This is a genomic window from Armatimonadota bacterium (genome assembly GCA_018268395.1).
Taxonomy (GTDB): domain Bacteria; phylum Armatimonadota; class Fimbriimonadia; order Fimbriimonadales; family Fimbriimonadaceae; genus JAEURO01.
In genome coordinates this window covers 1-26,653 of record JAFDWQ010000011.1, presented here as the reverse complement: position 1 = coordinate 26,653, position 26,653 = coordinate 1, and the positions used below count along the sequence as shown (strand labels likewise).

At 63.6% G+C, this 26,653-nt stretch carries 28 protein-coding genes; 17 read left to right on the top strand and 11 right to left on the bottom strand.

Annotated features, from left to right (window positions below; translation table 11 throughout):
- Nucleotides 1–77 precede the first annotated feature (77 nt).
- Nucleotides 78–440, bottom strand: a complete 363-nt coding sequence (locus JST30_16760; protein ID MBS1715980.1) for a prepilin-type N-terminal cleavage/methylation domain-containing protein — start codon at nt 438–440, stop codon at nt 78–80.
- A gap of 169 nt (nt 441–609) precedes the next feature.
- Here JST30_16760 and JST30_16755 point away from each other — a divergent pair, with 169 nt between their 5' ends.
- A complete protein-coding gene (locus JST30_16755) occupies nt 610–1,383 on the top strand; it encodes a M48 family metalloprotease (GenBank protein ID MBS1715979.1) in 774 nt (257 codons plus the stop codon).
- Between the two features lies 1 nt (nt 1,384).
- On the opposite strand, the gene mscL is transcribed toward JST30_16755, so the two are convergent.
- Nucleotides 1,385–1,807, bottom strand: a complete 423-nt coding sequence (gene mscL / locus JST30_16750; protein MBS1715978.1) for a large conductance mechanosensitive channel protein MscL — start codon at nt 1,805–1,807, stop codon at nt 1,385–1,387.
- Nucleotides 1,808–1,961: 154 nt separating this feature from the next.
- On the opposite strand from mscL, the gene JST30_16745 reads away from it, so the two are divergent.
- Entirely contained in the window at nt 1,962–2,561 is a 600-nt protein-coding gene (locus tag JST30_16745; protein ID MBS1715977.1) for a YHS domain-containing protein, read from the top strand.
- Between the two features lie 13 nt (nt 2,562–2,574).
- Here the strand turns inward: JST30_16745 and rfbD are convergent, their stop codons facing one another.
- Nucleotides 2,575–3,462, bottom strand: coding sequence for a dTDP-4-dehydrorhamnose reductase (rfbD, locus tag JST30_16740; protein MBS1715976.1), 888 nt, complete (start codon nt 3,460–3,462; stop codon nt 2,575–2,577).
- A gap of 153 nt (nt 3,463–3,615) precedes the next feature.
- On the opposite strand from rfbD, the gene JST30_16735 reads away from it, so the two are divergent.
- Nucleotides 3,616–5,106, top strand: a complete 1,491-nt coding sequence (locus JST30_16735) for a hypothetical protein (protein MBS1715975.1) — start codon at nt 3,616–3,618, stop codon at nt 5,104–5,106.
- Between the two features lie 154 nt (nt 5,107–5,260).
- Nucleotides 5,261–6,715 carry a hypothetical protein gene (locus JST30_16730; GenBank protein MBS1715974.1) on the top strand — a complete coding sequence of 485 codons (1,455 nt, stop codon included), beginning with the start codon at nt 5,261–5,263 and terminating at the stop codon, nt 6,713–6,715.
- Here JST30_16730 and gcvT read toward each other — a convergent pair.
- Together gcvT and JST30_16720 are read right to left on the bottom strand one after the other, a co-directional pair.
- Entirely contained in the window at nt 6,712–7,812 is a 1,101-nt protein-coding gene (gene gcvT, locus JST30_16725) for a glycine cleavage system aminomethyltransferase GcvT (GenBank protein ID MBS1715973.1), read from the bottom strand. The two genes, JST30_16730 and gcvT, sit on opposite strands and share 4 nt — an antisense overlap.
- Nucleotides 7,813–7,843: 31 nt before the next feature.
- The gene (locus JST30_16720) at nt 7,844–8,869 is read right to left on the bottom strand and encodes an ROK family protein (GenBank protein ID MBS1715972.1); all 1,026 of its coding nucleotides are present in this window, start codon (nt 8,867–8,869) and stop codon (nt 7,844–7,846) included.
- Between the two features lie 93 nt (nt 8,870–8,962).
- Here JST30_16720 and JST30_16715 point away from each other — a divergent pair, with 93 nt between their 5' ends.
- The 4 genes from JST30_16715 to JST30_16700 are packed head-to-tail and all read left to right on the top strand — an operon-like array spanning nt 8,963 to nt 14,258.
- Nucleotides 8,963–9,913, top strand: coding sequence for a MoxR family ATPase (locus JST30_16715; protein ID MBS1715971.1), 951 nt, complete (start codon nt 8,963–8,965; stop codon nt 9,911–9,913).
- A 3-nt stretch (nt 9,914–9,916) separates the two neighbouring features.
- Nucleotides 9,917–11,101, top strand: coding sequence for a DUF58 domain-containing protein (locus JST30_16710; protein MBS1715970.1), 1,185 nt, complete (start codon nt 9,917–9,919; stop codon nt 11,099–11,101).
- Nucleotides 11,098–13,161: a hypothetical protein gene (locus JST30_16705; GenBank protein ID MBS1715969.1), complete on the top strand. Its 2,064-nt coding sequence runs from the start codon at nt 11,098–11,100 to the stop codon at nt 13,159–13,161. The genes JST30_16710 and JST30_16705 overlap by 4 nt, the downstream gene beginning before the upstream one ends.
- On the top strand, nt 13,161–14,258 hold the full coding sequence (locus tag JST30_16700) for a hypothetical protein (protein MBS1715968.1): 1,098 nt from the start codon (nt 13,161–13,163) through the stop codon (nt 14,256–14,258). The genes JST30_16705 and JST30_16700 overlap by 1 nt, the downstream gene beginning before the upstream one ends.
- 3 nt (nt 14,259–14,261) lie before the next feature.
- On the opposite strand, the gene JST30_16695 is transcribed toward JST30_16700, so the two are convergent.
- A complete protein-coding gene (locus JST30_16695; protein ID MBS1715967.1) occupies nt 14,262–14,609 on the bottom strand; it encodes a hypothetical protein in 348 nt (115 codons plus the stop codon).
- Between the two features lie 39 nt (nt 14,610–14,648).
- On the opposite strand from JST30_16695, the gene JST30_16690 reads away from it, so the two are divergent.
- Complete coding sequence (locus JST30_16690; GenBank protein MBS1715966.1) at nt 14,649–16,190, top strand: NFACT family protein; 1,542 nt, start codon at nt 14,649–14,651, stop codon at nt 16,188–16,190.
- Nucleotides 16,191–16,264: 74 nt separating this feature from the next.
- Here the strand turns inward: JST30_16690 and JST30_16685 are convergent, their stop codons facing one another.
- Complete coding sequence (locus JST30_16685; protein ID MBS1715965.1) at nt 16,265–16,663, bottom strand: cell division protein SepF; 399 nt, start codon at nt 16,661–16,663, stop codon at nt 16,265–16,267.
- 26 nt (nt 16,664–16,689) lie between these two features.
- On the bottom strand, nt 16,690–17,343 hold the full coding sequence (locus JST30_16680) for a YggS family pyridoxal phosphate-dependent enzyme (GenBank protein MBS1715964.1): 654 nt from the start codon (nt 17,341–17,343) through the stop codon (nt 16,690–16,692).
- A gap of 66 nt (nt 17,344–17,409) precedes the next feature.
- On the opposite strand from JST30_16680, the gene trpE reads away from it, so the two are divergent.
- From trpE to JST30_16665, 3 genes are all read left to right on the top strand, one after another.
- On the top strand, nt 17,410–18,801 hold the full coding sequence (gene trpE / locus JST30_16675) for an anthranilate synthase component I (GenBank protein MBS1715963.1): 1,392 nt from the start codon (nt 17,410–17,412) through the stop codon (nt 18,799–18,801).
- Between the two features lie 79 nt (nt 18,802–18,880).
- Nucleotides 18,881–19,156: a hypothetical protein gene (locus JST30_16670; protein ID MBS1715962.1), complete on the top strand. Its 276-nt coding sequence runs from the start codon at nt 18,881–18,883 to the stop codon at nt 19,154–19,156.
- On the top strand, nt 19,153–19,359 hold the full coding sequence (locus tag JST30_16665; protein MBS1715961.1) for a hypothetical protein: 207 nt from the start codon (nt 19,153–19,155) through the stop codon (nt 19,357–19,359). Before JST30_16670 ends, JST30_16665 begins: the two co-directional genes overlap by 4 nt.
- On the opposite strand, the gene JST30_16660 is transcribed toward JST30_16665, so the two are convergent.
- Together JST30_16660 and JST30_16655 are read right to left on the bottom strand one after the other, a co-directional pair.
- Nucleotides 19,356–20,264 (bottom strand): acetylxylan esterase, encoded by a 909-nt coding sequence (locus JST30_16660; GenBank protein MBS1715960.1) that lies wholly within the window; start codon nt 20,262–20,264, stop codon nt 19,356–19,358. The two genes, JST30_16665 and JST30_16660, sit on opposite strands and share 4 nt — an antisense overlap.
- Nucleotides 20,261–20,506, bottom strand: a complete 246-nt coding sequence (locus JST30_16655) for an NIL domain-containing protein (GenBank protein ID MBS1715959.1) — start codon at nt 20,504–20,506, stop codon at nt 20,261–20,263. The genes JST30_16660 and JST30_16655 overlap by 4 nt, the downstream gene beginning before the upstream one ends.
- A 66-nt stretch (nt 20,507–20,572) precedes the next feature.
- Between JST30_16655 and JST30_16650 the strand changes: the two genes are divergently transcribed.
- The 5 genes from JST30_16650 to JST30_16630 all read left to right on the top strand — a co-directional run bounded on the left by JST30_16650 (nt 20,573) and on the right by JST30_16630 (nt 25,302).
- Nucleotides 20,573–21,631: a substrate-binding domain-containing protein gene (locus tag JST30_16650; GenBank protein MBS1715958.1), complete on the top strand. Its 1,059-nt coding sequence runs from the start codon at nt 20,573–20,575 to the stop codon at nt 21,629–21,631.
- 37 nt (nt 21,632–21,668) lie between these two features.
- Nucleotides 21,669–22,625, top strand: a complete 957-nt coding sequence (locus JST30_16645) for an ABC transporter permease (GenBank protein ID MBS1715957.1) — start codon at nt 21,669–21,671, stop codon at nt 22,623–22,625.
- A gap of 48 nt (nt 22,626–22,673) precedes the next feature.
- Nucleotides 22,674–23,858 carry an MFS transporter gene (locus JST30_16640; protein MBS1715956.1) on the top strand — a complete coding sequence of 395 codons (1,185 nt, stop codon included), beginning with the start codon at nt 22,674–22,676 and terminating at the stop codon, nt 23,856–23,858.
- Nucleotides 23,859–24,884: 1,026 nt separating this feature from the next.
- The gene (locus JST30_16635; protein MBS1715955.1) at nt 24,885–25,097 is read left to right on the top strand and encodes a type II toxin-antitoxin system HicB family antitoxin; all 213 of its coding nucleotides are present in this window, start codon (nt 24,885–24,887) and stop codon (nt 25,095–25,097) included.
- On the top strand, nt 25,090–25,302 hold the full coding sequence (locus JST30_16630) for a type II toxin-antitoxin system HicA family toxin (protein ID MBS1715954.1): 213 nt from the start codon (nt 25,090–25,092) through the stop codon (nt 25,300–25,302). Before JST30_16635 ends, JST30_16630 begins: the two co-directional genes overlap by 8 nt.
- 246 nt (nt 25,303–25,548) lie before the next feature.
- On the opposite strand, the gene JST30_16625 is transcribed toward JST30_16630, so the two are convergent.
- Nucleotides 25,549–26,163: a hypothetical protein gene (locus tag JST30_16625; GenBank protein MBS1715953.1), complete on the bottom strand. Its 615-nt coding sequence runs from the start codon at nt 26,161–26,163 to the stop codon at nt 25,549–25,551.
- Between the last annotated feature and the right edge of the window lie 490 nt (nt 26,164–26,653).

Below are 26,653 nucleotides of genomic sequence, written 5' to 3'. Positions count from 1 at the left end.
TCTCGAATTCAAAGTTCAGAGGCAAGAACGCGGCGGACAGCGACTGCCGCCCACCGCGCTCTGTACCGGTCCGCGGCTTAGAGACCGCTCTTATCGGAAGACCACTGGTCGGCGTCCTTACCCTTGAACGTCGGGTTCGTGCCGATCGAGTTCTTGACGTAGGCGCCTCCGACCGGGAAGGTCGGCGGGTACTTCTTCAGGTAGCTGCCCATGTCGGCGTCGGTGCAGTCGTCACCGGTGGTCAGACCTTTGTCCATCGCACACTGGTCCTTGGCCGCTTCGACCTGCTTCAGCGTGGCGACGATCGTCTGCGCACGGCTGTTCTGGCGGGCCGTGATAAAGTTCGGCACGGCAATGGCCAGAAGGATGCCGATGATCAAGACCACGATCATGATCTCGACAAGGGTAAAGCCTTTCCTTCTCTTGTTCGTTCGCTTCATGTTTCTTTCCTCCGGAGTTCTGAGTTCCTTCTTAAGTCGGGCACATGGCCCACCTGTGGCCTGTGTTCCACCTTGGAAGCGGACGCCCGCCCGCAGGAATACCGGTTCTCGGTCCGGCATCTGTCCCGAGTCCGGAAACTCGCGCCGGGCCGGCTGCGTCCTAGAAGACATGACCCGTACCCGCCTGTCTTTCGGCCTGGCCGTCCTTCTCGCCGCGTTCCCGGTCGCCGCACCGGCCGATATGTTCAAGCCGTCCGTCAAGGACCAGATCGGACTCGGAAAGAGGGCGGCGGGCCAGATCGAAAAGGAGGAAAAGGTCGTCGGCGCGAGCGATCCGCGCGTCCAGAACATCCGGGCGATCGGGAGCAGTCTCGTTGCACTGATCCCGGCAGCGGAGCGGAAAAAGAAGCCGTTCGAATACAGCTTCAACCTCATCGAGAGCAAGGAGCTGAACGCGTTCGCCTTGCCCGGCGGGCCGATCTACGTCTATTCCGGCCTGTTGGAAAAACTTGAGACGCAAGACCAGCTCACAGGCATCCTCGCCCACGAGTTGACCCACGTGCTCAAGGAACACTGGGCCGGAGCCTATGCCGACAACCAGAAGCGGAAACTCGGACTGGCTGTGATCCTCACGGTCCTGAACGCGAACGACACGATTTTCAACGCCGCTTCCGTATCCGACGCCTTACTCTTCGAGCTCCCGTATTCGCGCAAGCACGAGTCGGAAGCCGACACTTACGGGTTCGACCTCATGGTCAAGGCCGACTTGAACCCTCAGGGCATGATCGACGTCTTCGAAGTCCTGAAGAAAAAGTCGGGAGGCGGCCGGAACACCGAATGGGTGTCCGACCACCCCTCTCTCGACGGCCGGATCGCGAAGATCAAACAACGCCTTGATAAGGCAGGCCGGTCGTTCCCGCCGCAAAAGCCGTTGAAGGGCTGATTCAGCCCTTGGCCTTGAGCAAGTCGCGGATCTCCTCCAGGAGGAGGACGTCGGGCGGTGTCGCCGCAGGTTCGGCCTCCCTCATGATCTTCATCCTGTTCAAGGCCTTGACCATCATGAAGATGACGAACGCCAAGATCAAGAACTGGAACACGGTGTTGACGAAGTTGCCGTATGCGAGCACGTTCGCCCCTGCGTCCGTCGCTGCCTTCAGGCTCGAGTACGGACCGGGCGTCTTGCCTTCTTTGAGCACGGTGAACGCGTTCGTCATATCGACACCGCCCATCAGAAGTCCTATCGGCGGCATGATGACGTCCTTGACGAGCGAGTCGACGATCTTGCCGAAGGCCGCACCGATGATCACGCCGATCGCGAGGTCCATGACGTTGCCCCGCATGACGAACTGTTTGAACTCGTTCAACATGGTTCCGCTCCCGTTTCCCGTCCGCGCGGACTCGCGCAGACCCGGTCATTATGACGGGGCCGTCCCCGATGTGTCTCACGGCTCCCAGACCGTAGATTTCTCTCATCGGCCCGTCACCAGGCTCAAGCCGGCCTGGTGGGCGGCTATAATCCGGTTGGAACGAACGCTTATGATCCTTACGACCTTGCTCGCAGCCGTCGCTATGGTCCCTGCAACCTCAGGAGACGGGCCCATCAAGTGCGCGGTCATGCATTCGCCGACGAACGAAAAATCCGTCGCCATCGAGTACGCCGGAAACAAATATCCGATGTGTTGCGGCGGTTGCCCGGCCGCTTTCTCCAAGGAGCCGAAGAAGTTCATCGAAACCGCCGCCAAGTCGGGCGAGACCATCGGAGAGACGATGTTCTGCCCGGTTTCGGGAGAGAAACTCGACTGGTCTAAGGTGAAAGCCTCGATGGACTACAAGGGGATGCGCTACGGCTTCTGTTGCGACAGCTGCAAGGGCACCTTCGAGAAGGATCCTGCCAAGTACGCCAAGGCTCCCGTCAAGGAAAGTCTGGTCTGCCCGGGTTCCGGCGAGACGATCAAGGCTTATTCCGAAGCGGCCGGATTCGTCGACAACGGCGGCGTCCGCTACTATACGTGCTGCCCGGACTGCTTCGAAAAGCTCCGCAAGGACACCGCTAAGGTGCTCGGAGAGGGCAAGGCCAAAGTGACCGCCCCGGTCGCGATCGCCGCCCCGAAGAAAGGCTGACAAGGTTTCCGGGTCAGAAAGGCCCTGAAGACCCGAACGAGAGGCGCTGGACGAACCGGTCCAGCGCCTCTTTCAGCGGTGGGGCTTGAACGACACCCGCTGAGGTCAGTTTCGAACCGTCCAGGACGCTGTAGGCGGGCCGGACCGCGGCCGTCGGCCAGGCCGACGTCGGGACGGCTTCGACGTCGGTCCTTCCGACCAACCCGTGTTCGCTTGCGGCGGTCAAGGCGGCGACAGCGAACCCGTGCCAGGACACGACGTCCGGTCCGGCCGCGTGGAACAGACCTCCTTGTGGCGACGAAGCGATCAGGTCGGCAAACTGGCGGGCGAGGTCGGCGGTATACGTCGGTTTGCCGAACTGGTCCGAAACGACCCGTAACTCCCGTCCGGCTAGGGCCGCTTCGATGATCGTCCGTGGAAACGACCGCCCCTTCGGCCCGAACAACCACGACGTTCTGACGACGACGCTGTCCGGAGCCTCTTGAAGCGCGTTGACCTCGCCCGCAAGCTTGCTCTTGCCGTAGACCCCGAGCGGTCCTGCGGCATCGGTTTCGAGGTAGGGCGAGCCCTTCTTTCCGTCGAACACGAAGTCGGTGCTGACGTGCAAAAGGCGCCAACCGTTTTCCCGGCAGACCGCCGCCAAGGCGCCGGGGGCCATGGCGTTCAAGGCCATCGCCGCCATCATTTGGGATTCGGCCCCGTCCACATCGGTGAAGCCGGTGCAATTGACGACCCAATCGGCGTCACCGAACTCTCTTCGGCGCAACCGTTCGATCGACGTGCGGGAGGTGACGTCGAGCTCGGTCGGGGAGGGAGTCCTTACGTCCCAGCCCCGTCCGTGAAGCTCTGAGCCGACGTCGCTGCCCAACATTCCCGAAGATCCGAGGAGCAACACCCTCACGACGTCACCGCCCGATCCAGAATTTCTACCTGTTCCACCACGCCTTTTCCCGGTTTGCGAGTCCTAATGTCGAGTGTAACGTCCACATCGCCAAGCCGTCTTGTATCATGGACTGCACAGGTGCAGGCGATGAGATTAAAGTTCTTTCTGACTATGGCCCTTCTCGGCTTGCTTGGCGCCCAGTTTTCGATGGCGCAGAGCGGGCTCGGCAAGAAAAGCGGCCCTTCCCAAAGCGGCCAGTCCGGATCCTCGTCCAGAGGGAGTTCCGGCCGCACGTCGTCCGGCGTGAAGAGCGATCCCGGCCCGCGCGGCGGATCCAGCGTCCGCTCCGGCCCTTCGAACCAGAACCGTGGCGGAAGCCCGGTAAGCCGTGGCCAAAGCGGCAACCCAGGGCTAGGTAAACGCGACAGCGGCGTCCCGCTCGGAAACGCGAACCGTGGCCAAAGCAACGGCTCTGGCAGCGTCCTCGGACGGCCGGACCGCACGAACTCCGGCAACAGCGGGCTCGGCAAAGGCCAGAACGGCTCCGGCAGCGTCCTTGGACGTCCGGACCGCACGAACTCCGGCAACAGCGGCCTCGGCAAAGGCCAGAACGGCTCGGGCAGCGTCCTCGGACGGCCCGACCGCACGAACTCCGGCAACAGCGGGCTTGGCAAGGGCCAGAACGGCTCGGGCAGCGTCCTCGGACGTCCGGACCGCACGAACTCCGGCAACAGCGGCCTCGGCAAAGGCCAGAACGGCTCGGGCAGCGTCCTCGGACGGCCAGACCGCACGAACTCCGGCAACAGCGGGCTCGGCAAGGGCCAGAACGGCTCCGGTAGCGTCCTCGGACGTCCCGACCGGGGTGCTTCGGGTCAGATCGGCAACGGCAACGACCTCGGCAAGCGGGGCAACGGGCTTCCGAACAACGGGAGTCATAACGGTTACGGCTCTGTGAAGCCGTCGAACGTCCGCTCGATCCCCAAAGTGGGCCCGAGCAACAGGATCGTCCGCGAAGTCAATCGCGAGAACCGCGTGCATACGGTCGACAACCGCTACCGGAACGGCTACTGGGCCTACAACCGCGGATGGTGCGATACGGACTTCCACTTCGGCCGCTACGGCTACACGTGGTACGACGGATGCTCCTACGTGCCGTCCCCCTTCTATTGGTACTACCACCTTCCGCCGTACCTCGACTACACCTGCGTCCGTATCGGCCCGATCACGTGGATCAGTTGTTCGACGCGGTACCAATGGTACGCCCCGACCTACAACAACCTCGGTTACTACGACCGGAACCGTGGGAACCAACTCGACTACGCGGTCGACAACATCCGGCTCGCTTTCGACAGGCAGAGCATGCGGTACCTGTACGACCTCGTTCCGGACGGTGGCCGGGTCGAGATCGAAGCCGAAGGCGGCGAAGGCTACACCGTCAGCAGCTCCGACTTCGCCGAGATGCTCCGTGACCTCGTCGAATCGACGAGCACCGTGGACTACCGCATCGTCGACGTGTACCGCGACGGCGACCGAGCCACGGTCGTAGCCGACCACCGCTACCGCGACTCGTTCGGTGACGAGCGGTGCGTCCGCCACACGTATGGCCTTCGCGCCCGCCACGGCGGATACGAGATCGCCTACTTCAAGAGCATCGAACGCTAAAACCTGGTCGGTCGAGCGGCCTTGTTCCCTAGGGACAGGGCCGCTTTCTTTTGCGTCCTTGACCCCCAAGGCTCAGGTTTGTTCCACATCCGACCGAAGATTTCACACAGGACTTCTACCGGTTCGTCCGGAATTCCCATATGGAGCGACCAGCTTGAGCCTGAGGATCAATACGAACGTGTCCGCCTTGACGGCGATGCGGCACTTGAACAACACGGAGAGCATGATGGAAACGTCCGTCACGCGACTCAGCACGGGCCTCCGTATCAACAACGCCGCCGACGATCCTGCCGGACTCATCATCAGCGAAGGCCTTCGGACCCAGATCAAAGGCATCGAGCAGGCCAATCGGAACGTGCAAGACGCGGTCAACATGGCCAAGACGGCCGAATCGGCCTTGGACGAAGTGTCCCGCCTTCTGCGCGATCTCCGGGCGTTGGCCGTCCATTCGTCCAACACCGCCACGATCGATGCTTCGCAGCTTCAAGCGAACCAGCAGCAGGTCCGCAACATCATCGATTCCATCGACCGCATCGCGACACAGACGTCGTGGGGCACCAAGAAGCTCTTGAACGGTGCTGCGGGCGTCCAGTCGGCGATCACACGCACCGATCTCGTTTCGAGCCTCTATGTCGGACCCGAGTTCAACGGCGAGGCGGTCGCCTCGGGCAACGTCTCGATGACCCGGACGACGGCCGCGACCCAAACGTCGACGGGCGCGATGGCGACCACGTTCGCCTCGGCTTCTTCCACCGTCAACGCCGGTACGTTCGTCATCAATGGAAGGACGTTCACGGTCCAGGCCAACCAGACCTTGGCCGAAGTCGCCCAGATGATCAACATCGCTTCCGGAGAGACCGGGGTGAGCGCCTCGATCGTGCCGAGCGGCGGCAACGTCGCCATGCAGTTGACGTCCGTCAAATACGGCAGCCAGTTCCCTATCAGTTATCTGGAAACGAGCACGATCCTCAACGGTGGCTCCGGTGTCACCCCTGCCGTCGGTGCCGACGCCGTGTACACGGTCACCGTGCCGACGACGAGCGGGAGTCAGACGGAGACGTTCACCGGCGGCTTGGGTCCGGGGATCGACGGACTGACGATGACTTCGCCTTCCGGCAACCGCCTTGTCGTGACTCCGAGCGGCAACAGCACGGCCGGCGCGACCACGATCGGTCAGATCACGGTCGGTTCGATGCGGTTCCAGATCGGTCCGAACGCCGACCAAGCGGCCCTCTTCAGCATTCCTAGTATGTTCGCGAACATGCTCGGCACAGCGGCGGTGTCCGGTCAAAACGTCTCGACCATCGACGTCACGAGCCAGCAAGGAGCGTTGAACGCGATGAGGATCGTTGACGAGGCGGTCTCCCAGATGGGTCTGCTCCGCGGCAACCTTGGCTCGTTCCAGAAGAACTTCCTGGAGTCGACGGCAAGGTCCCTGGAGGTCGCACAAGAGAACCTCACCGCCAGTGAAAGCCAGATCCGTGACGCCGACATCGCCCGAGAAATGAGCGACTACACCAAGGTGCAGATCCTGCGCGAAAGCGGGATCGCGGTCCTCGCCCAGGCGAACAAGGCGCCTCAGAGCATCCTGTCGCTGCTCCGCGGTTAGTCGCGGACGAAGAACCGCTTGTTCACGACTTGACCGGGCACGCGGGCGCCTCGGACGTCCACGGTGCAGGCGTCGCCCTGCTTGACGTGCCGGTCCAAGAAAGCGAACGCGACGCCGCATTCCAACAGCGGCGAGTACACGCCGGACGAAACGACCCCGATCCGGGGGCCGTCCTCTCCTGGGCCGAACACTTCCATTCCCGGCATCGGCAATCGCTTCCCTTCGAGCCGGACGCCTTGGAGCTTGATCGCCGTGCCTTCCGTCCTCGCCAGGTTCATGGGGCCCGAACCGAGGAACGTCTTCGTCTTTGAGACGACCCAGCCCAGCCCGGCCGCGATCGGGGACAGGCCGTCGTTCAATTCATGGCCGTAAAGCGGCAGACCGGCTTCGACCCTCAAGGTGTCCCTTGAGCCGAGGCCGCAAGGTTCGACACCGGCCTCGACCAGCGCGTCCCAGAGTTCTCCCGCTTGCTCCGAGGGACATTGGAGTTCGTAGCCGTCCTCACCCGTGTAGCCCGACCGGGCCGCGAAACAAGGCACTCCTGCGACGACGACGTCCATCGTTCCGAAGAACGGCGCCGAATGCACCGCGTTCGGGTCGGAACTGAGAGAAGCGACGATGTCGGCGGCTTTCGGCCCTTGGACGGCGATCATCGCCGTCTTGGACGAGTAATCGTCGATCTCGACCCCGTATGTGTTCTGCGCGATCAAATGGGCGACGTCCTTGCCATGGTTGGCCGCGTTGACGACCATTTTGAACAGCCCGTCAAGGATCCGGTACACGATGATGTCGTCGACGACGCCACCGTCGGCGTTCGGCAAGAGCGAATACTGGCCATGACCGTCGGCCAGCTTCGAAACGTCGTTGCTCGTGACGAACTCGAGATAGTCGAGGACACGGTCTCCTGAGAGCGTCAGTCGGGCCATGTGGCTGACGTCGAACATCCCGGCCCCTTCGCGAACGGCCTTGGCTTCGGCGATCACGCCCTTGTACTGGACCGGCAGCAAGTACGAGGCGAACTCGACCATACGGCCGCCCAAAGCGACATGACGGTCATAAAGCGGAGTGGTCAGTGCGGACGTCATCGGCGCGCTCATGAACCGAGTATATCGTTCGCCGTCGAGGGTTTCAGGCCTGTCCGAACGTCTGCCATGCCAGGGCTGCGGCGCCTAAGATCCCGGCGTCTTCGGTCTGCTCGGCCAGAACGATCCGGCAATCTTCGAAGAGCGACGGGATCGCGACGTTTCGGGCTTCAGCGATCGCCGGGCCGAGGATCCACTTACCTGCCTTGCTCACCTGTCCCCCGATCGCCAGGACGTCCGGTGCGAACACGTTGATGAAGCTGCCCATGCCGGTCCCCAGATATTCGCCGACCTCTCGCCAGACTTCGATCGCCAATCCGTCGCCCCTGTCGGCGGCTTCGCTCAGGTGGCGCGGGGTCAGGCATCCCAGGTCGTCCCCGACGATGTCGCTCAACAGGGACTCCCGTCCCCGCTTCAATTTGTGCTGGGCCCTCCGGACGATGGAGTCGCGCTGGCAGTAAGCCTCGATCGCCCCATAGGATCCCGCGTTGCAGTCCAGTCCGCCCCTCGCCACCGTGACGTGGCCGAGCTCGGCCCCGCCCTTGTTGCCTCCCAAGAGCAACAGGGGCCCGGCGGCACGGCCTTGGACGGCCGACGGTGCCATCACGACGCCGCCGCCGATGCCGGTGCCAAGGGTCAAGAGGACGAGACAGTTCGCGGAGTTTTTGCCCGATCCGTAGGCGTACTCGCCGAGGGCGGCACAGTTCGCATCGTTCCCGAGCACGATCGGGAACCCGGATTCGTCGGCCAGCAACGACTTCAGGGGCACGTCCTTCCAGTAATGGAACAAGCCGTCCACGGTCGTCCCGAAGTTGGGGGCCCACCGGACGAGCCCCGCCGCATCGTCGATATGGCCGGGCACTGCCATTCCGACGCCCTTGACCGTGCGGCCGCAACCCGAGGCGACCGTCCGTACGGCGTCGCTGACGGCCGTGACGATCCTTCGAGTACCCTCTTGGGCGAACGATGGACCTTCGTAGCGCTCCCCGGTCACCGTCCCGTCAGGAGCGAGGGCCATGGCCCTCACGTTCGTCCCGCCCAGATCGACTCCGATGACGCAGGTCTCGCCCATTACTGACGGGATTATGCCGGTTCGGACGGTCTGGGAACGAACTCTGTGCCCTTTCCCGTCATTGAGTATTGCTAAGGAGGTACCAATAGACCCTTGACCGTCAGCGAAGTCTCCCAACTAGCCGCCTCCATCGTCGACGAGGTCGAACGCGCCATCGTCGGCAAACGGTCGACGGTCGAAACCAGCGTGCTCGCTTTGCTCTGCGAGGGCCACCTCTTGATCGAAGACGTCCCCGGGGTCGGAAAGACGACCTTGGCGAAGGCGCTCGCCCGAGCGATCGGCGGCGAGTTCCGCCGGATCCAGTTCACGCCCGACCTTCTGCCCGCCGACATCACCGGATCGAGCATTTACAACCAGGAGACCCGCGAGTTCGAGTTCCGTGCCGGCCCGCTCTTCGCCAACGTCGTCCTGGTCGACGAGATCAACCGCGCGACGCCGAAGACCCAGGCCGCCCTCCTCGAAGCGATGGAAGAGCGCCAGGTCACGAGCGACGGGCACACGCGGCTTCTGGCTCCCCCGTTTTTCGTCCTCGCGACCCAGAACAACATCGAGATGACGGGGACGTTCCCCCTTCCCGAAGCGCAGCTCGACAGGTTCTTCGCCCGGGTCCAGCTCGGATATCCCAGCCGGGACTACGAGCAAGAGATCCTCAGTCGGCAACAGAAGGAGAGCGCGGTCGAACACGTCAAGCAGGTCGCAACGCTCGAGCGCCTCGTCCAGGCCCAACGCACGGTCCGAGACGTCCACGTGGACGAGAAGATCAGGGAGTACGTCGTCGACGTCGTCCGTGCGACGCGCGAGTCGAACCAGGTCCACTTGGGCGCATCGCCACGAGGCTCGCTCTACCTGCTCCATGCGGGACAGGCCCGCGCCGCGATGGAAGGTGTCGACTTCGTCCGCTTGGACGACGTCAAGTTCTGCGCCCCGTCCGTTCTCGGACACAGACTGATCGTCCGGGGCGAAGTCCGTGCGAGAGGTACGACGGGAGACGACGTCGTCGAACACTTGTTGACGACCGTGCCGGTCCCCCTGGCGGTGGGGTGACGATTGACCCGGTACGTCACGATGGCCCTCACGGTCGCGGCGGTGTTCCTCATCGTCATGGCCGTCCTCGTGAACTCGCCGCCTCTTTTCTATATGACGGTGGCCGTCGTCGCGACGCTTGCCGCCTCACGGCTCCAGGCATGGCTCGCGATCCAGGGCCTGCGGTTCGAACGCAACGTCCCGCCGATGGTGACCCTTGGCGAATGGGTGACGGTCGAGACGGTCGTTTGGAGCGACCATAAGCTGAAACGGCCGCTCGTCAGCCTTGAAGACGTCCTTCCCGAAGGCCTCATCGTGCGGGACAGGACCCCTTCTTTGCCCGTTGCGCCTTCGTTCGACCAGCCGATCACGACCCGGTTCCGGTTCAAACCTCTTCGGCGGGGCCGCTTCCGATGGAGGCGGGTGGTCATTCGCGGCACGGACGCCTTGGGGCTTGTGACGATGGAGCGCTCCGTGCAGACCGAACCTGTCGAACTCACGGTCTCTCCTGTACCGATTCCGGTCAGCGTCACCGTCCGGCCTTCTGCAGGATGGGGCGTCTCCGACCTCGAGTCGGGTCTGGCCCGAGGTCAGGGAACAGATTCACGAGGCGTCCGCGAGTACGCGTCCGGCGACTCGATCCGGCACATCCATTGGCCGACGACGGCCAAGACCGGACGGCTCATGGTGAAGGAGTTCGAGACCGGTTCGGGACTGAACATGGCCATCGTGCTGCAAAGGACCGCGGGGACCGAGGTCGGGCAGGCCGGTGCGACGACGTTCGAAGCGATGTGCGGACACGCCCTTTATATCGCTGACACGTACATCGAAAAGGGAGCGTCCGTGTGGTTCCCCGTCCATGAGGGCCGCGAGATGGCCCAGCAGCACCCGTTGTCCCGATTGCGGGCGGTCCGCGAGATCCTGACCGACGTCCAGTGCGACCAGAAGGATCCGGTGAGCGCCGACGTGTCACGGATCGGCGTCCGAGAGGGCGCCACGTTGGCCGTCATGCTCTCCGTGCAGGATCCCGGGCTTCCGGACGTCGTCAGTTCCCTCTCGGGGTTAAAGGCGGTCTGCCTGATCTATGACGCCGCCGAGTTCGACCCGGCGTCGAAAGCCTTGTCGGCGGCCGACCCTGCCTACATCGCCGCACTGGAAACGGCGGGGGCCGAAGTCCAAATGATGCCGAAGGTCGAGGCGGTCAAGTGAAGAAACCGAGCGAGACGACGTTCCTCGACCATTTCCTGGTCATCGTGTCGTGCGCGACATCGTTGTTCGCGCTCGGCCAAAGCCTCGGTAAGCCTTTGCTGGCCCAGTTCCTTTCCGTCGGCTCGATCGTCTCGCTTCTGGCCGGGTACTTCGTTTCGAGGGCGGTCAAGGACAAGAAGGCGGCTAACGCCGACAGCTATCTATGGAGCTTTTTCGTCGTCGCTTCGGCGCTCGGAACGCAACCGCTCAATCGGTTGCTTCCGGAAGAGGGCGTCCCGTTCGCGATCTTCGCGGGAGCCTGGCTGTCCTGGATGATCCTCTTCTGCGGGTTCGTCTCGTGGCGCGACCAGACGTTGCTCTTTTTGAACTTACCGTGCCTGTCGTTGTTCGCCCTTGTCGGCACGTTCGACAGCTATCCGCCGGCCACCGTCCTGTTCTTCCTGTTCTTGGTCTGTTCGAGCCTTCTCTACGCTCGAATCCATCGCCGTGCCATGGTCCGGAGGGCCCAACTCGCCGGCGTCGACGACCCCGTCCTGCTCGAACGGGACTCCTGGCGCTGGATGGCTGGGCCGGAGTGGGCGTTCGCATCGGCGGCCGTGATCGTCCTCGTCAGTCTCCTTGGTGCTCCGTTGCTCCGTATGTCGGTCCAGCAGGTATCGGGAGCGGTCAAGGTCAGCCTCCCTTCGGCACCGTCGGCGGCTGCGGCCGCGTCGAACCAGGACAATGCGGAGATGCCGGTCGGCCGTGGACGGATCGACAGCGATCCCACCCCGTTGTTCAAAGTCAAGGTCAGCAACGACGTGTACCTCCGCACGGGGTTCTACGTGTTCTACAACAAGGCGGGCTGGTCGCGGCTCCGTTCGACGGACGTGCAGTCCGTTCTTTCGTCAGGCCCGATCGTCGTCACTCCCCCCGACGACGGGTCGCCGACCCTCGCCACGGGTTGGCTCAAAGGTGCACCGCTCGAACCGTTCCCGGATCCTGAACCGGCCCGATTGACGGTCCTCGCCGCGTTCCGCCGTGTCCCTGCGATCGGGACACCCGGTTCCGTCGCACAGATTCAAGACTCGGCGCCCGCGGGTTACACGTTCTCTCTGTCCGGCCTCGCCTTGCGGCGGACGGAACTCCAGACGGGGCAGTCGGTCGACGTCACTTATCTTCGACCGAAGGCTGCGGCCGAACCGGGTTCGGCGAGGATGCCGGCCGATCTGCGGCCCATCGAAAGCTACTTCTTGGATGACCGTCGCATCCCTTCGTCGGTGGTCAGTTTCGCCCTCGCAGCGACCGCGAACGCAGGCTCGGACTACGACAAGGCCGAGAGGATCAAGGCCGCGATCGCGTCGGCGGCCAAATACAGCCTCAAGTCGCCGCCCGTGCCGAGCGGGTCCGACCCGTCCGAGCATTTCCTCTTTTCGAGCAGGGTCGGGTACTGCGACCTCTTCGCGACATCGATGGTCGTCTGCGCCCGCGCCGTCGGACTGCCGGCCCGCTATACGGTCGGCTACGTCGTCCAGGACATGAAGAAGGACGAGCAAGGTTTCTACACGGTCAGGCAGAAGGACGCCCATGCCTGGGCCGAGGTGTACTTCGAAGGACGAGGGTGGGTGCCGTTCGACCCGACGGAGGGTGCGATCGCTGCCGACGACGACGAGTCCAACACCGGGAACGACGGTGGGACGTTCTGGAGGAACGTGGTCTTCGTGGTCGCGCTCGCGAGCACGATCGGCATCGTCGTCCTGCTCCTGCCCCAGATCAAGGCGTTCGTCGCCGCTCGGACGGTAGCGGCAGGTAAGTCCGAAGTCGCTCCGCTTCAACGTGAGTTCGACCGGACCGTCCGGTCGAAGACGGGGGTCAACCGACGCTTCAGCATGACGGTCAAGGAATATGCGGACATCGCCGCACCGAGGTTCGAAACCGGTCACGAGGAACTGAAGGCGGTCGTCGCGGCCCTGGACAAAGCCGCGTTCGGCCCTGCCGCCATGACCGTCGATGAGCGAGAGACGATCAAACGTCTCTTGAAGGACCTCCGGTCGGCGAAGTCCACGAAGGGGGGCCGGTAATGGCGGCCCGGTTCGAAACGGCGTCCGCGTTGCAGCGTCGCGTCGTGCTGATCTCCGGAGACGACCCGGTTTCCCGCGCTTCGGCCTTGGAAGAACTGACTTCGAGCGAGGGGATCGATCCTTCAGAGACCGAACAGTTCCAGGCCGACGCGAAAGACCCGTCCGAATGGTGCGGGCTGGCCGCGACCGTTCCGTTCTTTTCCGAACGTCGGACCGTCATCGTCCGCTCGATCGGTCGGTACGACGTCGCTAAGCGGACCGACGAGAGCATCGGTAAGAACCATAGCGTCGTACGACTCTTGGCGGCCCTGCCTGAGACGTCGCTGCTGGTCCTCGTCCATGACGAGGACAGTGGAGACGACGACCGTCAGCAAAGGCTGCGCAAATCCGCAGACGTCTGGGCCAAGATCGTCGACCTCGCCGGAGGCAAATCCTACGTCTTCAACGAAGATCCCTCACGTACGCTCGTCCTGATCCGTGAAGCAGTGGCCAAGCACGATAAGACGATCTCTGAAAAGGCGGCCAACACGCTGGCCCAAATGGTCGGCAACAAGCCTGGCTCGGCCATCGCTGAGGCCGAAAAGGCGGCCCTTTTCGCAGGAGAATCACCGGAGGTCCGGGAAGCAGACGTGAAAGCGGCGGTCACGCCCGACCTCGAATACAACGCTTTCAAACTCGTGGACGCCGTCGTCGCAGGCGACGCGGCCACGGCCGTGACCCAGGTCCGGCTCCTTTTCGGCCGCTCCCCCGACGCGAGCAGCATGGCCATACAACGAGTGTTCCCTGTCCTTGTCAGTCAGTTCCGGGCGCTTTGGCAAGCGCGGTTCTGCTTGGACTCGGGTACCAACCCCGTCCATCCGGACGCTCACGTCGAACGTTGGCTGCCGGAAAAACGGCTCGGCAACGAGCCCGATTGGCGCCAACGGAAGATCGTCGGAGCAGCGAAGAGGCTCTCCTTGCACCAGATTTCGGGCTGCATCGGAGAGATCACCGCTGCAGACGCCATGCTCAAGGGCGCCCTGCCCAGTTACTCGGCAGGCGACACGGTCGAGCGGATGACCCTCACCATGTGCCGGCTCTGCGGCGCCAAGGCCTGACGGTCACGACCCGTACCATTCTCGCACGGCCGGACGGAACCAGGCGAAGAGCAAGGGCAAGGCGAGTGGCGTCAAGACGCAGGTGCCCGCACCGACGGCGAGGTTCCCCATGTGCATCGACCACGCTTTCTTCGTCCGAGGCCGGAACATCAGCCACACGTTCCCCACACCGACAAAGAGCGTCGTCGGCATCAGGAACAGCCCGCCCGCTAGAAAGAACCCGGCGGGAAAGTACTCGTTCGCGACCTCCTTGTTCTTGACGACCAACCAGACCGCCAGCCCGAACCACACCAGGTTTAAGACCGCTTGAAGGACGCAATAGACGCCGTACCAGACGACCGCTCGGGGCACAAAGGCGATTCTAGTCCAACGGATATGATCCTGGCGAGCGTGAAGATCCCTTTCGACAGCCTGTCGACGGCGGCGGTCGTCTCCGAGCTCCAAGTCTTCGTCGGATCGAAGCTGGAACGAGCGGCGCAACCGGACGCGCGGACCCTTGTCCTCGGCTTCTATGACGGCGGGGAGAGGTGGGTCGTCGCCAGCGTCGACCGCGAGTTCGCTCGGATCTATCCGGCGACGAGGCGGCCCGAATTCCCGAAGGACGCTCCTTCCTTGGCGACCGAAATCCGGAAGCGGCTCCACGGATCGGAGTTGACTTCAGTACGCCAGATCGGCCGCGACCGTGTGGTCGAGTTCGCGTTCCGGACGGAAACGGAATCGTACCGACTGATGGTGGAAGCCACGGGCCGGCACGGCAACATCGTCCTCGTCGACGGCCGAGGACGGGCCGTGGCCGCTGCCGAGTTCATCGGCCCGGCCCGGTCCGTCAGGCCTGTCTTGCCGGGCGGAGAATATGCGCTTCCCCCGGTTCCGGACGGAGACGGATCATCCCCGTTCTTGCGGAAACTCCTGGCAGCGGGCGGCGACGCGACCGCCGTCGACGCCGTCTGGCAGGGGACGTCGCCCGGTGCGACGTTCGTCCCAGGATCCGGCGCGTACCCGGTCGACGTGGCGGCGTTAGGCTTGGACGGCGTTTCACGGGCTTCGATCGGTCAAGCCCTCGAACAGCACTTCGAAAGCGCGATAGCGGAGGCCCGGTTCCGTTCGGAGCAAGCGGGGCTTCGTTCACAGCTCGAACGTGTGCTGCTTGCGCGGGACGTCGCATTACGCGACTTGGCCGAAGCCCTCGACGCGGCCCGGAACGCTCGGCGGCTCCAACTTTATGGCGAGCTCATCCTCGCATATCAGTCCTCGATCCCGGAAGGCGCCCGGATCTTGGACGCGTGGGACTACGACGGCCAAGAGGTGGCGGTGCCGCTGAAACCGGACGCGTCGGCCCTTGAGAACGCCGAGCGTTACTTCTCCAAGGCGAAGAAGGCCAAGTCCCGCGCCGACGAACTGCGTGGCCAGAACGACCGTCTCACCGAGGACCGAGAGGCCTTGCTCTCGTCGCTGGCGGCATTGGAGTCCGCGGACGACGCGAAGGACCTCGATGCGGTCCGGGAAGCGGCCGCCCGGAGACGCTGGCTCCAGCGTCCGGGCACGGCGGTCCGCAAAGAAGACCGTCCTTTCGAAGGTCACGCCGTCCGCGAACTTCTGTCACCGGGCGGATGGCGCGTCCTTTATGGCGAGAACGCGACCTCGAACGATTATCTGACCACGAAGGTCGCGAAGCCTGCCGACCTTTGGTTCCACGTCCGAGGGGCTCCTTCGGCCCACGTCGTCCTGTGTACGGACAACAGGCCGGACAAGGTCCAACGCGCGGACATCGAGTTCGCGGCCAAGGTCGCCGTGGACCACTCGTCGTCGAAACACTCGTCCTACGTGTCGGTCGATTACACGCAGAAGCGCTACGTCCGTCGGCCGAAGGGGTCGCAACCCGGCCTTGCGGTCTACACGCGCGAAAAGACCGTCCATGTCACGTCGCGTTAGGACGGTGCAATGACCCCGCCCTGCCGGAAAACCCTCAGACGGCAGGGACGGGATCACTCCACTTGAGGAGATGCTCAGTTCTTTTCGTGCCCGCGCGGCGTAGCAGGGGCGACTTCGACGAACGCGGAGGCAGGTGCCAGAAGGAAGACGTTGTCGCCCAGTTCCTCCCAAGACCCCTCGGCCGCGTAATTGACGCCGCACATGAAGTCCTTGATCTTCTCCCGAAGTTCCATCGACGCCATCGACAGGTTCAGGATCTGTTGCTCGCCGCGCTTTAAGCCGTCCGCCGCAGCGACCGCGTCCTGGAACGACGAGATCTGCCGTCTCACGGTGATGCTGTACCTGTGCGCCGAGTGGACGCGCAAAGGCGCCCCGGCGGGCGCGTCGAAATCCTCTTCGTAGTCGTCGTGGTTGCGGTTGACGATGCCGGCTAGGCGCGAAAAGAGGCCCGGTCGTGCGACTGCTTCTTCCATGATGCTTCTGTATCTCCGTCCGTGGATCAGGTCCGTCCGCCAAAGAGCGCCGTACCGATCCTGACGTGGGTGGCTCCTTCCTGGATCGCCACGTCGAAGTCGGCGCTCATCCCCATACTCAACCATTCGGCCCCGTGGCGCTTGCCGAGTTCGGCGAGCGTCCGAAAGACCGGGCGGCTCAGTCCGGGGTCGGGGACGACTGGCCCGATGGTCATGAGGCCCCGATAACGAACGTTCCCACAGGATGACAGACACCGGACCATGCTGTCAATATCCTCAGGGAAAACGCCGGCTTTTTGCGGTTCCCGTGCGACGTTGACTTCGATCAAGGCATGGACCTTTCGACCGGCTTTTTCCAGCTCTTGGACCTGTTTCTCGCTTTCCACCGTGTGGACCACGTCGAAAAGTCCTGCGGCCTTTTTGGCTTTGTTCGATTGAAGTTTTCCGACAAAGTGCCAGACCGAGTCATCCGGCATCGCTAAGATTTTGGGGCCGGCTTCTTGGAGGCGGCTTTCGCCGAATTCTCTGACGCCAAGCCCATAGGCTTCTTCGACGAGCGCCAGGGGCACGGTCTTGCTCACGGCGATGACCGTGACGTCTGCCGGATCGCGTCCGACCGAGGCGCACGCCGAGGCCACTTGGTCCTGGATGCCGGCCCACCGCGCTTTCAATCCTCCCACCCTCCTATTCTCCCATCCTTCAAGCGCCTTCCCGTGACCGGGCGCCTCGGCTAAACTCGGTCACCCATGCCCGAAGAAGCGCCCCGCCCGAACGCAGCCGTTCCCGTGTGGCGCGAAGTATTGGCGGACTTCGACACGCCGCTGTCCGCCTATTGGAAGCTCGCCCACGACGAGCCCGTCAGTTTCCTCCTGGAAAGCGTCACCGGAGGCGAGCAGCTCGCCCGGTACAGCTTCATCGGCGTCCGGCCGAAAGCGATGATCCGTGGAGGGGCGGAGCGGCTCGCCGAAGTCCGCAACCTCCCCCGGCTCGATCCCGAATCATGGGAGGGCCTCCCCAAGTTCGTCGGTGGCGCTGTCGGCATGATCGCTTATGACTTCGTCCGGTCGCTCGAACGTCTGCCAGAGCCTCCGGCCGACGATTTAGGGCTAGACGACGTGGCGTTCATGGTCGTCGAGACGGTCGTCGCCTTCGACCACGTGAAGAACCGGATCGTCGTGGTCTCGCTCTGCGACGGGACGGCACAAGGCCGGTCCCAAGCCGAGACGGAGATCGAGCGGATCGTCGATCGCCTTTCAGGGCCCTTGCCCGACCTCCCGAAGGGCGCTTCGGGTCCCGGTCCGGTGCTGGCGAACCGGACTCAAGGCGACTACGAAGCGGCCGTTTCGAAAATCATCGGGTACGTCGCGGCGGGGGACTGTATCCAGGTCGTCCCGTCCGTCCGCTTCGCGACAAAGGTCGACGCCCATGCGGTCAACGTGTACCGGGCGTTGCGGTCGGTCAACCCTTCGCCTTACATGTATCTGTTACGGTTCGGGGACTTCGACGTCGTCGGCGCTTCCCCCGAACTGCTGGTCAGCCTCGTCGGGCGCGAGGCCCGCGTCCGGCCGATCGCGGGCACGAGGGCCAGGGGCGCGACGCAGGTCGAGGACGATGCCCTCGCCTCCGAGCTTTTGGCCGACGAGAAAGAGCGTGCGGAGCACATCATGCTCGTCGACCTGGGCCGCAACGACCTCGGAAGGGTCAGCGAGACGGGATCGGTCCACGTGCGCGATTTGATGGTCGTCGAACGGTACAGCCACGTGATGCACATCGTGAGTTCGGTCGAAGGACGCCTCGCCGAAGGGCTCGACGGGGTCGACCTGGTGCGGGCGACCTTTCCGGCCGGAACGGTGAGCGGGGCGCAAAAGGTCCGGGCGATGCAGATCATCGACGAACTCGAACCGACGCGCCGCGGTCTGTACGCCGGTGCGGTCGGCTACTTCAGCGTCAATGGGGACGTCGACCTTGCGATCGCCATCCGTACGGTCTTGATCAAGGACGGCACCGCGTACGTACAGGCGGGCGCAGGGATCGTGTTCGATTCCGATCCGGGTTCGGAGTGGCGCGAATGTGTCCGCAAGGCACAAGCTTCGTTACGGGCGATCGAGATCGCCCAGTCCGGCCTCCGCGGCTTTTAGCGGCGTTCTTATCGTCTCGGACCGCTCTCTTCGCCCGCCCTTCCGCCGCGTATCGTTGAATCGTTGCGGAAGGACCACCATGACTGTGGACAAGGTGAAACAGCTTTATGTCGAGAACCTACGTGACGCGCTGGACGCCCAGCTTCGGCTAGGACACTCTGTCCTGAAGCTTCTCTTCTCGTCGCAAGACGAGAACGTCCGGCGCGCAGTCAGAGTCCGTTTGGCCGAGGTGCAAGACCAGGTGAAGCACCTTCGGGCGTTGATCGACGACATGTCGTCCCCGTCCCAGGACGAGGTGCGGCCGACAGGGGCTCGGACGGTTTTTCTGTTCTCGGCCCAGGGCGGGACCGTATGAACCAGGAGCGTGACGGTCAGGATCCCAAATCCTGGCCGATCCCGGACCGTTCCGGCGGCCTTCGTCCCGGCCATCGCGACGTCTATCCGGCGACGGAAGAGCCCACGTTCACCCCCGAACTGACCCATCCGATGTTGCCGAAAGGCACGATCCCTCTGAAGCCCAAGCCGGACAAGAGGAAAAGTCGGAAACAAGCTTCCTAGCCGAGGTGCTTCAAAAGCCAGTCCCGATTGCGTCCGACCATGCTCGGGTGCCAGTCATGGCCGTAATCGATCTCGGCGAGTTCCTTCGGGCCGGGTAAGGCGTCAAAGACCGCGCGGACCTGTTCGGACCGGACGGCAGGGTCCTTCGTTCCGAGGGTGACCAGCGTCGGGACGCGACAGCGCGTGGCATGGTTGACGGTATCGAAGTAGCTGAGGACGTGGCCGATCTGCTCTCGGCCCAAGGGAAGCGTGTCCGTAAACTCCACGAGTTCCTTGAGCGGGTAGCGATGGACCCTCTGAGAGAGCACCCAACGCATCGCCGAGAGGAACGGAAAATCACCCACGACCGTCTTGACCTGTCGGCACCAGGCTCCGAGCCAAAGCGCGATCCCTCCTCCCTGGCTCAGGCCCATGGCGCCCAAGCGGTCTTCATCGGCCTCGGACTGCGATTGAAGGACGCGCAAGGCGATGACCGCGTCCTGGTACATGCGTTTGAACACCCAGGTGTCGCGCGAACCCGCGCCGTCGGCGAAGTAGCCCCGGGACGGAACGTAGTCCTCCTTATGGAACGCGCTTTCTCCGAAGAAATTGAAACTGAGGCTGACCATGCCGTCGCGGGTGCCGTATTGGTCGGGCATCATCGACCAACGGCCATAGGGGGGCACCCAAAGGAATCCGGGTAGTCGGAGCGCGTCCACCGGGAACGCGATCCAGCCGTGCCGGGTGCCGCCGTCGATGCCGCGGAACGTGAGCGATTCGACCCGGAAACCGGACTTGAGATAGTCGTTCGTACCCGACCGCTTGTAGTCCATCGGGGCGGACACGGCTTCGGCCGTCACGTCGTCCCAGAACGCGTCAAAGTCTTCGGGCAGATACGGCCCGAACAGGTCGGGCTCGGCCGTCACGCGTTGGCCCCGACCGACCTTTGTAGCGCGTCCACGTGCAGGCCCGTCGTCATCAGCCAGGCCGTGGCCCGCTGGATCTCCTCGACCGAGCCGCTCAGTCTGACTTGGATCCAACCGAAATCGGTGTCGACGTTGGCCTTGGTGATCGAGACCTTGCAGTCGAACTCCTTGCACAGCCTCCAGATCCAAGGCTGGACGACCTGCTCGCCCCGTGCCGTCAGGTTGATGTCCACTTCTGCCATCGGTCGGTCAGGATACCGCTACGCGCACCGCGCAATCCGTGCGGGCCCGATGGTAAAAAGCCCTCGATGAAGCTGTGGCACCTTGCACTGACCGGCCTCGCCGTCGTGGCGGCCGGATGCAACCCTCCCGACAATGGAGGCCCTGGGCAGACCACCGGCACGTCGGGGAGCACAGGCACCACGTCCGGATCGACGACGTCCGGACCCAAGGGGCCGTCGGGAGGCGGAAGCCTGAAGATCGCGATGATCCCGAAAGGCACCGCCCACGAATTCTGGAAGTCCGTCCATGCGGGCGCCGACGAGGCCGCCAAGGCCCAAGGCGTCGAACTGATCTGGAAAGGGCCCCTCAAGGAAGACGACCGCGACGCCCAGATCCAAGTCGTCGAAGACCAGATCACCGCGAAGGTCGACGGCATCTGCCTCGCCCCGTTGGACGACAAAGCCCTGCGGACGCCCGTCGACAGCGCGCTGAAGGCCAAGATCCCTGTCTTGATCTTCGACTCGGCCCTTGCCGACGCCACCGGGACCGTCAGCTTCGTCGCCACCGACAACAAGAAAGGCGGCTCGACGGCCGGCGAAGCGATGGTCGCCGCCATCGGTAAAGGCGGCAAAGTCATCGTCCTGCGCTATCAGTCCGGCTCGGCGAGCACGACCGAGCGCGAGACCGGCTTCATCGAAGCGGCGAAGGCCGGCGGCTTGGAGATCGTCAGCGAGAACCAGTTCGCAGGAGCCAGCGTCGAGACGGCCCAAAAGGCGGCCGAAAACCTCCTCAACCGGTTCAAAGGCCCGGACGGCAACCTCGCCGTCGCCGGGATCTTCTGCCCGAACGAATCTTCCACTTTCGGCATGCTCCGCGCCCTCCAGGACGCCAAGCTCGCGGGCAAGGTCAAGTTCTACGGCTTCGACTCCTCGCCCAAGCTCGTCGACGGGCTCGCCGCGGGCGAGATCGACGGCCTCGTCGTCCAGAACCCCTTCAACATGGGCAAACTCGCCGTCGAGTCGATCGTCAAGCAGATCCGCGGCGAGAAGGTCGAGGCCCGGATCGACACCGGAGCGACCTTGGCGACCAAAGCGAACATGGAGACCGAAGAGGTCAAGAAGGTCTTGAACCCGCCGAAGATCTGATGCTCCGCTCCGACGACCGGATCCGGTGCCGGCGGCCATGAAAGCGTACGCCAGCTTCTTCGTCTTGGTCGCAGCCTGGGCGCTCTTGTTCGCGGCGTTCGCCTGGAAGCTACCGAACAGCTTCCCCACTCAGGCCAATATCGAGACCATCGCGCGCCAGACCGCGATCGTCGGGTTCGCCGCGATCGGCATGACCTACATCATCGTCCGCGGGGCGATCGACCTCTCCGTCGGAAGCGTCGTCGCGTTCGTCAGCGTCGTCATCGCGTGGATGATCCAGGTCCACCACGCCGACGGCGTCACCGCGTCCTTGGTCGGGATCTTGGCCGGGTGCGCGTGCGGGGCGGTGAACGGCCTGATGGTGACGGGCCTGCGCGTCAGCCCGTTCATCGCGACGCTAGCATCGATGTCCGTCGTCCGAGGGCTCGCGAAAGGGCTCGGGAACGAACAGAAGATCGACGTCGACAAGTGCCCGCCTTGGCTCAAGGACGTCCTGGCCACCCTCGAGCCGGAGCAGAAGTGGAAGCTCTTCCCTCCCGGCGTCTGGCTCTTGCTCGCGATGGCCGTCGCCGCGACCTGGCTGCTCAAAGGCTCCGTCTTCGGACGCAACGTCGTCGCCTGCGGGTCCAACGAAGACGCCGCCTACCTCGCAGGCGTCCCCGTCAAGCGGAACATGCTCGCCGTCTTCCTGATCGGCGGCTTCTTCATCGGCCTCGGCGGTCTCATGATGTTCTCCCGCCTGACGCTCGGCGACCCGACCGTCGCCCAGGGCCTCGAGCTCGACGTCATCGCCGCCGTCGTCATCGGCGGAGCCTCGTTGACTGGAGGACAAGGCTCGGTCGCGGGTTCGCTCGTCGGCGCCCTCATCATGACCACGATCCGCGCCGGGTCCAACCAGATCGGCCTTCCTCAATGGGTGCAAGAGATCGCCACCGGCGTCATCATCGTCACCGCCGTCACGATCGACCGGCTCCGGGCGGCCCGGGCTTCTTGAGCGACGGCGTTCGGGCGCCCGGAACGGGTTAAGATGGACGCGAACGACATGGCCGGACCGGACCACGACAAGGGCAAGTTTCCAAGGCCTGTCCGGATCATGGCCTGGGTCAGCTTCTGGGCCGACGTCGCCTCGGAGATGGTCTACCCCGTCATCCCGCTCTACGTCACCGGCCCGCTCAAAGCCCCCGCCGCGGTGCTCGCCGGCATGGAAGGCGCGGCCAACATCGTCCTCAACTTCGTCAAAGGCTGGAGCGGCCACCTCAGCGACAAACTCGGGACGCGGGTGCCGTTCGTGCGCATCGGCTACGCGATGACGGCCGTTTCGAAACCCTTGACCGCGCTCGCCTTCAGTTGGCCGCTCGTCGCGCTGCTGCGGATCGTCGACCGCTTCGGTAAGGGCGTCCGCTATTCGCCTCGCGACGCTTTGCTCGCGGACGCCGTCGAGCCGGGGATCGCAGGCCGGGCGTTCGGGTTCCACCGAGCGATGGACGCGGCGGGCGCGGTCGTCGGCAGCCTCACGGGTTGCGTGCTGCTTTGGATGTTGCCCGGCCAGTACCGGCTCGTTTTCCTCGGGACGCTGCTGCCTGGGATCGTCGCAGTCTGGCTGACCTTCCAGCTCCGCGACAAACACCCTGCCGCCCGGCCCGAAGAGCCCGAAACCCCCGTCGTCGCGAGCGCGGTGCGTCCTCAGCTCTCGCCAAAGTTCTATCGCGTGCTCGCCGTCTCGATCGTGTTCGGCCTCGCCAACAGCGCCGACATGTTTTTACTGCTCCGGGCCAAGGACCTCGGCCTGAGCGACAGCCTCGTCGTGCTCTCGTACGTCGTCTTCAACGCCGTCTATTCGGTCTCCGCCTTCCCTCTCGGCCACCTCTCGGACAAGGTCGGCCGCAAGACCGTCCTCGCGATCGGGTGGGCGGTCTACGCCCTCACGTATTTCGGCTTCGCCGCGACCCCGCTCGCAGGCGTCTGGCCGTTGATGGCGCTCTATGGGATCTACAACGGCGCGTGCGACGGCGTCTCCCGCGCCTGGGTGAAGGACGCCTCGGAGCCGGAGAACCGCGGCACCGCGATGGGGGTCTATGCGATGGCGAACGGCTTCGCGGTCCTGGCGGGCAGCCTCGTGGCGGGCGTCACCTGGGACCGCGTCGACCACCGCGCCCCGTTCTGGATCGGCGGCTCCCTCGCGACCCTCGCCCTCATCGGCCTGCTCGCGATGTGGCGCAAGGTCTGAGCTCCTCCCCAAGACGGGGATGATCGTGTCTCCGGGGTCCTCCCCTAGACGGGGATGATCGTGCCCCTTCTGGGGGAGGTGCCCGCAGGGCGGAGGGGGCCGCTCTTTGGGACCCCTCCGTGGTCGGGGAGGATCGCGCCTCCGGGATCCTTCTCTGGTCGGGGGTGATCGTGTCTCCGGGGTCCTCCCCTAGACGGGGATGATCGTGCCCCTTCTGGGGGAGGTGCCCGCAGGGCGGAGGGGGCAAATCGACAGGCCGCCCGAGCCCCGGATCCCGTCCAGGGAGGAGCAAAAGGCATGCGGTGAGGAGCTCACCAGGCCTGGAAGATCATTTTCCGCATGCGGTGAGAAGCTCACCAGGCCTGGAAAATCATTTTCCGCATGAGGTGAGGAGCGCACCAGGCCTGGAAAACCATTTTCCGCATGAGGTGAGAAGCGCACCAGGCCTGGAAAATCATTTTCCGCATGAGGTGAGAAGCGCACCAGGCCTGGAAAATCATTTTCCGCATGAGGTGAGAAGCACACCAGGCCTGGAAAATCGCTCCCGTGACGACCTGATTTCCGTACCTTAGGTTCGAAATGGAGTCAGGTGTCTACGTTTCGGCGTTTTTCGGGGGGGGTTCGGAAGTTCGGGGGTTCGGGTTTGTCCGGAAGCCCGGAAGGGGAGGTCCCTCCGCTCCCTCCGGTCGGTCGGGATGACGTGAAACGATGTCGGAGCGCCCGCCCCCTCAAACACGTCATCCCGAGCGTAGTCGAGGGACCTCCGGGAATGGAAGCGAGTTCGAAAGTTCGAGTGGTTCGGGTAGTTCGGAAGGGGAGATCCCTCCGCTCCCTGCGGTCGGTCGGGATGACGTGAACCGATGTGAGAGGGCCGTCGCCCAACGACGTCATCCCGAGCGAAGCCGCCTGCCCCGGCTTGCCGTGGGAGGGACCTCCCGGCGATCAGCGGTGCGTCGTCGGACCCACGTGCGGTCGGACCGAACGTGTCATCCGCCTTCACTTCGCCCGCCGCCGTATAATGCATCCGTGACCTTCAGCGTCAGGTTGAAAGAATCCGATCAGGGCTGGGCCGTCTGGGTGCCGGCACTGCCCGGTTGCGCGTCACAGGGCGCGACCCGCGAGCAAGCCTTGGACGCGATCAAGGCCGCGATCCGGGAATACCTGTCGGTCGTGGCCGAGCTTCACGGAGAGGACGGCTCCGTCGAGGAGACGGTCACTGTGGACGACAAGGTTGCCTAGGCTTCCCGGCATCCACCACTTGGCGGCCGTCAGAGGACTAGAAAAAGCGGGGTTCTGGGTCGTCCGCCAGGGCAAGCACATCGTCATGACGAACGGCTCGCGCGTCGTCACCGTTCCACGCCACAACCCTATCGACCAGTACACGATGGGCGCGATCGTCATCGGCGCGGGCCTGACGGTCGACGAGTTCAAGCAGCTCCTCTGAAGAAGGGGCCGTGGCTCACGGATTCGACGGCGGGCGGCAAGGACAAAACGCTCCTTTCTGCCCTCGGCGTGGCTCGTGGACCGGGCGAGCGTTTCTGTCCTTGTCTGCAAGACCTCGCCAGAAGACGTTCCTTCGGAACCGGGGTGCAACGGGCACGGTCCATCCCGTTCACCCCGGCCACCCCGGATGCGGTCGCCCTTAGACTAGGCACACATCGGAGTCTGGCTTCCTATCGCCGATACGCCCTTAGCGTTGCCTGACATAGACATAGACAGGCTTCGGGTCGACGCGGGCGCCGACGGCCTTCCAGACCAACCGATCGTCCTTTAACGACAGGGAGAACTTCGTTTCGTCGCCGGACAACATTGTCAGTGGGGGAAAGGGCGCGTCCAGACGGCATTGCATCTCCGAGCCGCTCACTTGCCAGCGACCGACGAGACCCGTCGGTTCCCAACGGAACGTGTGATCGGCCGATACGACCAATCGATCCTGCAACCGATATTCGCCGTCTTTGTACGGCGGACTGGCAAGGCTTGGGTCGTTCCTCCACGTTCCGATGAAGGCCCCATCGCCAGAAGGCGCACACGCGAACCCGATAAGAAGGCCAAAAAACAAAACCCTGGAGGAACGCACACCCATGGAAGCTCCTTTGCAAAGAATACCGAAGTGTGCCCAAGATGACCGGATGCCGGTACCGTTTTCACGCGGTCCTTGAGGAACGCGTATAGGAGCGCATTTTCGTCGCTTCAGCGTGTCGGTAAACCCTCCCACCTTCTTAACCATCCACTCGATGCTCTGTAACCGAAGGATATTGGCCACGATCAATGTAAAAGGCTGAACCCAGGGCTGTTCCAACTGCAACTAAAGTCTCATGATCTATCGGTTCCGGCCAGAGTCGAAACGCAAAATACATCACGTCTGCATCGGGACTGACGAAATGTTGGTCAATGGTCGGCTGTGCCAAATCATCCTTTGAATGCCAGATGCTGGAGTCCCCAAGTACGAGTTTGCACAAGTATTGGAACATTCTCTCAATGGGCCGATCAGAAGGTCCATGAGATGTCCTGCCCTCAAGCATTGTGACAAGCAGTGGTGCGAAGCGCCTCTCCTCATCGGGCACCGTTCCTAAGAGCGACAGCAGTCTTGGCAATGAGAACCGTTCACGAGCATCTGTCGTGATACGCAAATATTCCAACATCGTCCAAACGGATGGGGTGATCGTTAATTGCTCACTCATCCACAATTGTGCCCTTTCATGCAGATCGTGCCTTTGAAGTGCGGACGAGATCGCCAAGACGGTTTTCCAAGGTAGACTGTAGCCTGATAGTCGGTAGTGGGTCAGTTTGAAAGT

Coding starts and splice junctions, on each gene's coding strand:
- JST30_16760 (MBS1715980.1), bottom strand. CDS start 440: ATGAAGCGAACGAACAAGAGAAGGAAAGGCTTTACCCTTGTCGAGATC.
- JST30_16755 (MBS1715979.1), top strand. CDS start 610: ATGACCCGTACCCGCCTGTCTTTCGGCCTGGCCGTCCTTCTCGCCGCG.
- mscL (MBS1715978.1), bottom strand. CDS start 1,807: ATGTTGAACGAGTTCAAACAGTTCGTCATGCGGGGCAACGTCATGGAC.
- JST30_16735 (MBS1715975.1), top strand. CDS start 3,616: ATGGCCCTTCTCGGCTTGCTTGGCGCCCAGTTTTCGATGGCGCAGAGC.
- gcvT (MBS1715973.1), bottom strand. CDS start 7,812: ATGAGCGCGCCGATGACGTCCGCACTGACCACTCCGCTTTATGACCGT.
- JST30_16720 (MBS1715972.1), bottom strand. CDS start 8,869: ATGGGCGAGACCTGCGTCATCGGAGTCGATCTGGGCGGGACGAACGTG.
- JST30_16700 (MBS1715968.1), top strand. CDS start 13,161: ATGGCGGCCCGGTTCGAAACGGCGTCCGCGTTGCAGCGTCGCGTCGTG.
- JST30_16685 (MBS1715965.1), bottom strand. CDS start 16,663: ATGGAAGAAGCAGTCGCACGACCGGGCCTCTTTTCGCGCCTAGCCGGC.
- trpE (MBS1715963.1), top strand. CDS start 17,410: ATGCCCGAAGAAGCGCCCCGCCCGAACGCAGCCGTTCCCGTGTGGCGC.
- JST30_16670 (MBS1715962.1), top strand. CDS start 18,881: ATGACTGTGGACAAGGTGAAACAGCTTTATGTCGAGAACCTACGTGAC.
- JST30_16665 (MBS1715961.1), top strand. CDS start 19,153: ATGAACCAGGAGCGTGACGGTCAGGATCCCAAATCCTGGCCGATCCCG.
- JST30_16655 (MBS1715959.1), bottom strand. CDS start 20,506: ATGGCAGAAGTGGACATCAACCTGACGGCACGGGGCGAGCAGGTCGTC.
- JST30_16650 (MBS1715958.1), top strand. CDS start 20,573: ATGAAGCTGTGGCACCTTGCACTGACCGGCCTCGCCGTCGTGGCGGCC.
- JST30_16645 (MBS1715957.1), top strand. CDS start 21,669: ATGAAAGCGTACGCCAGCTTCTTCGTCTTGGTCGCAGCCTGGGCGCTC.
- JST30_16640 (MBS1715956.1), top strand. CDS start 22,674: ATGGCCGGACCGGACCACGACAAGGGCAAGTTTCCAAGGCCTGTCCGG.